The organism is Microcystis sp. M53603_WE2, assembly GCF_030065435.1.
Genome location: NZ_JASJFF010000105.1, coordinates 1 through 3,321 on the forward strand (window position 1 = coordinate 1; position 3,321 = coordinate 3,321).

The 3,321-nt window shown below is 43.4% G+C and carries 5 protein-coding genes and 1 pseudogene; 2 read left to right on the plus strand and 4 right to left on the minus strand.

What is annotated here, in order from left to right; all coding sequences use genetic code 11:
* The 4 genes and pseudogenes from PX481_RS02585 to PX481_RS02600 all read right to left on the minus strand — a co-directional run.
* Positions 1-97 (minus strand): transposase-like zinc-binding domain-containing protein (locus PX481_RS02585; protein WP_472407680.1); only part of this gene is annotated, 97 nt, incomplete at its 3' end.
* A 39-nt stretch (positions 98-136) separates the two neighbouring features.
* Positions 137-343, minus strand: a pseudogene (locus PX481_RS02590) (PIN domain-containing protein); the annotation flags it as partial.
* Positions 344-611: 268 nt separating this feature from the next.
* A complete protein-coding gene (locus tag PX481_RS02595) occupies positions 612-983 on the minus strand; it encodes a hypothetical protein (protein ID WP_002759059.1) in 372 nt (123 codons plus the stop codon).
* Positions 980-1,255, minus strand: coding sequence for a hypothetical protein (locus tag PX481_RS02600; protein ID WP_002733756.1), 276 nt, complete (start codon positions 1,253-1,255; stop codon positions 980-982). Before PX481_RS02600 ends, PX481_RS02595 begins: the two co-directional genes overlap by 4 nt.
* A gap of 385 nt (positions 1,256-1,640) precedes the next feature.
* On the opposite strand from PX481_RS02600, the gene PX481_RS02605 reads away from it, so the two are divergent.
* Together PX481_RS02605 and PX481_RS02610 are read left to right on the plus strand one after the other, a co-directional pair.
* The gene (locus tag PX481_RS02605) at positions 1,641-2,192 is read left to right on the plus strand and encodes an REP-associated tyrosine transposase (protein ID WP_002759060.1); all 552 of its coding nucleotides are present in this window, start codon (positions 1,641-1,643) and stop codon (positions 2,190-2,192) included.
* 443 nt (positions 2,193-2,635) lie between these two features.
* A partial coding sequence (locus PX481_RS02610) for a cation transporter (protein ID WP_288093539.1) occupies positions 2,636-3,321 on the plus strand: 686 nt, incomplete at its 3' end.

Sequence of the window (3,321 nt, forward strand, 5' to 3'; positions counted from 1 at the left end):
ATTGACGGCCACAGGTTACACAAATAGGATTTTGTTTACCTTGTTTATTGATGCCATTTTTACGGATATGGGTAGATTTACATTCAGGGCATTGCATTTTGATTTCCTCCATTCATATCTCTATTATGCAACGCCGAATTTCTAATCGTTGAGATGCGATCGCATCATCGCCTTGGGAAGTTTCTCTCACGACTGCCTGAGACGAATATAATTGGAAGTCACTGCGGCGAGTATCCCACCACTCCCTCGTCACCTCAATATTAGCCGCCACAATAATATCTCTGCTGGGTCGAGCAGTAAGATAGCCTAAAATACTGGTTTCAATATAGACGGTTTCACTCACATCACTTTAATAAAATTTTTCTATCCCTCATCTTACAGCATTTGAGCTTTATTTTGAGAGTTTACGGGGAGATTGGCGCGTTACATTTCATTAACGCACCCTACCATATCGGCGATCGCACTTGCATTAGGGAACGCACCCTACAGCGATAGCGTACTGCTATGCAGTGCCTTCGGCATCGCACTGTCAGGAATTTAGAAATTTGGTATAAATAGTCTAATCATAGAGTCGGGTGCAGTGATTTGTTAGACATTTTTCTAACTAGGGACTATGACAAAGGTTTAATTGTCACTAATCCCCCAGCAAAACCCTGAATATTCAACTCATAGCCATCAAGTAAACCCATACCAACTAATGTATCTGTCTCTGACTCATTGATTTCAATAGATTTGATCTGACCATCCCAGATCACAGTTGCCTCAAATACGTTAAACATACAGAGGCTTCCATCGCCCAAGATTCCCTCTTCTTGCATATACCACGTTAATCCTAGTGTTGTAATGATAGCGGAAGGCAACGTGAGAAATCCAGTGTAACCAGTGTCAATAACTGCTTTAATCGCTTGCCTCTGGTGATTTTCGCCTAGCACTACGAATTGAATAATTGCTTCTCGGCGCGAATTGACGCTCCCCATCATCATGGCGACACACTGGGGGAACGAAAGCCAAAACGATGGACGGCACGATGTCCAATGCGAATACCAAATATTTGTGCATCAGGAAAACGTATTAACAGTTGTTTAGCAGCTGTTAGGCTGTCGTCAGCCACTTCAAAAGCCCCTGTTTCGATGTCTATTGCTACAATCTTCCCATGATTCCCTTCCTCGATTTGGGAGCGTACCTGAGACTCATAGACTTCGTGTCCACGTCGGGCAAATTCTTCTTTGCTGTAGCGGGGTTGTCGAACTGTCATTGAAGCGACCCTGTGGCAACTTTTGCCCCCCTATTTTAACCTAAACATTGGGAATCTTCGCTAACATTCCTCAACTGGGCCCACAAGAGCAGCACCGCACCTAACCTCACAGCTTCAATCAATGTGCAGGGTGCGTTCCCCAAAATCCTGCATTAGGGAACGCACCCTACGGCTGAAACAGTCCAGTAGGGTGTGTTAGCGTCAGCGTAACGCACGAATTTTGAACATTAGATAAGGTGCGTTACTACGAGATCGGCTACAAGAGCGGCATCGCACTTAATCTTCAAGATCGATATGATGTAGGGTGTGTTAGCGTTAGCCTAACGCACGAATTTGTTGATTATCATTCAAGTTGTACATTTCATTAATACACTCTACGATCCAAATGTCTAATTATCGAAGACCTCATGTATTTGGAGGGACTTTCTTTATTACTCAAGTCACTTATCAGAGAGAGCCTTGGCTTTGTTGTGATGTGGCTAGAAAAGCGCTTAGGCAAGGAATCGAAAAGGTTAGGGTGAAATATCCTTTTGTGATTGATGCTTTTGTTCTATTACCTGATCATTTTCATTGTTTATGGACGTTACCAGATGATGATCAAGATTTTTCGGTAAGGTTACGATTAATCAAAACTTATGTCACAAAGCATTATGGGCAGGCATTGGGGGTTAATCGTGAAGTTTCTCGATCGCGGCAAAAACGAGGAGAAGGGAATCTTTGGCAACGCCGATTTTGGGAGCATTTAATCCGAGATGAACAAGATTTTGCAACACATTGCGATTATATTCATGACAATCCAGTGCGGCATGGTTTCTGTGAAAATCCTCAAGATTGGCAATATTCCAGTATCCATCGGTTTATCGCTCAAGGAATTTATCCCCAGGATTGGGGTAGTGGTGAACGTATAGCCAAGCCTGAAGGTTTTTGGGATGATTAAGCAATATAAATGTATCAAATGTAGTGGATTGTTTCAGCTAAAATAGGGCGATAGATTTCGGCTTAAAGTCTTAGATTATAGAATTTATAGCATTTTTCTAATACACCAAATTAGCTCAAACAGTCCAGTAGGGTGTGTTAGCGTCAGCGTAACGCAGGAATTTTGAACATTAGATAAGGTGCGTTACATTTCATTAACCCACCCTACAAGATCGCACTGAAACAGTCCAGTAGGGTGTGTTAGCGTCAGCGTAACGCAGGAATTTTGAACATTAGATAAGGTGCGTTACATTTCATTAACGCACCCTACAAGATCGGCTACCTGAAATTTCAGCTATCTGTAATGAAATTTCATCTATCTGTAACCCTACAGGCCAAAATAGTTTAAAAATCCGTCGAGAATTTCTAGGATAGAAGTAAAGACCATCCTTGCCTACTTTTTCTATGATCCTAGCCGCCGAAACTGGACTAAAAACCGCTACTCTAGACGTAAAAGGCATGAAATGCGCCGGCTGTGTTAGTGCCGTAGAACGACAACTCAGCCAAAATCAAGGGGTAAAATCGGCCCAAGTTAACCTAATCACGGAAATTGCCGTGATTGAATACCAACCGGATGCGATCGCACCAGAGCAGTTAGCCGCAAAATTAACCGCGATTGGATTCCCCACCCAACCGCGCAGCTCATCGACTCCCCTTTCTCAACAAAATCAACGGCTGCAAAACCAACAAAAAGAACAGCAACAACAATTATACCGATTAGCGATCGCTTGTTGTTTACTGGTTTTTTCCCTGATTGGTCACTTACACCACATCGGGGGACCAGAAATCCCCATCCTTCAAAGTATTGCTTTTCACTGGACTTTAGCCACCCTAGCCATTTTATTCCCCGGCCGCGATATTTTCATCGATGGTTGGCGCGGATTACGGCACGGTATGCCAAATATGAACACTCTCGTTAGTTTAGGCACAGGTAGCGCCTATATAGCCAGTTGTTTGGCTCTTATCTTCCCTAATCTCGGTTTAGAGTGCTTTTTTGATGAACCAGTCATGCTGTTAGGTTTTATTCTCCTCGGACGGACTCTAGAAGCGCATTCCCGTCATCGCGCAGCCGCAGACTTAGAAGCGCTTAC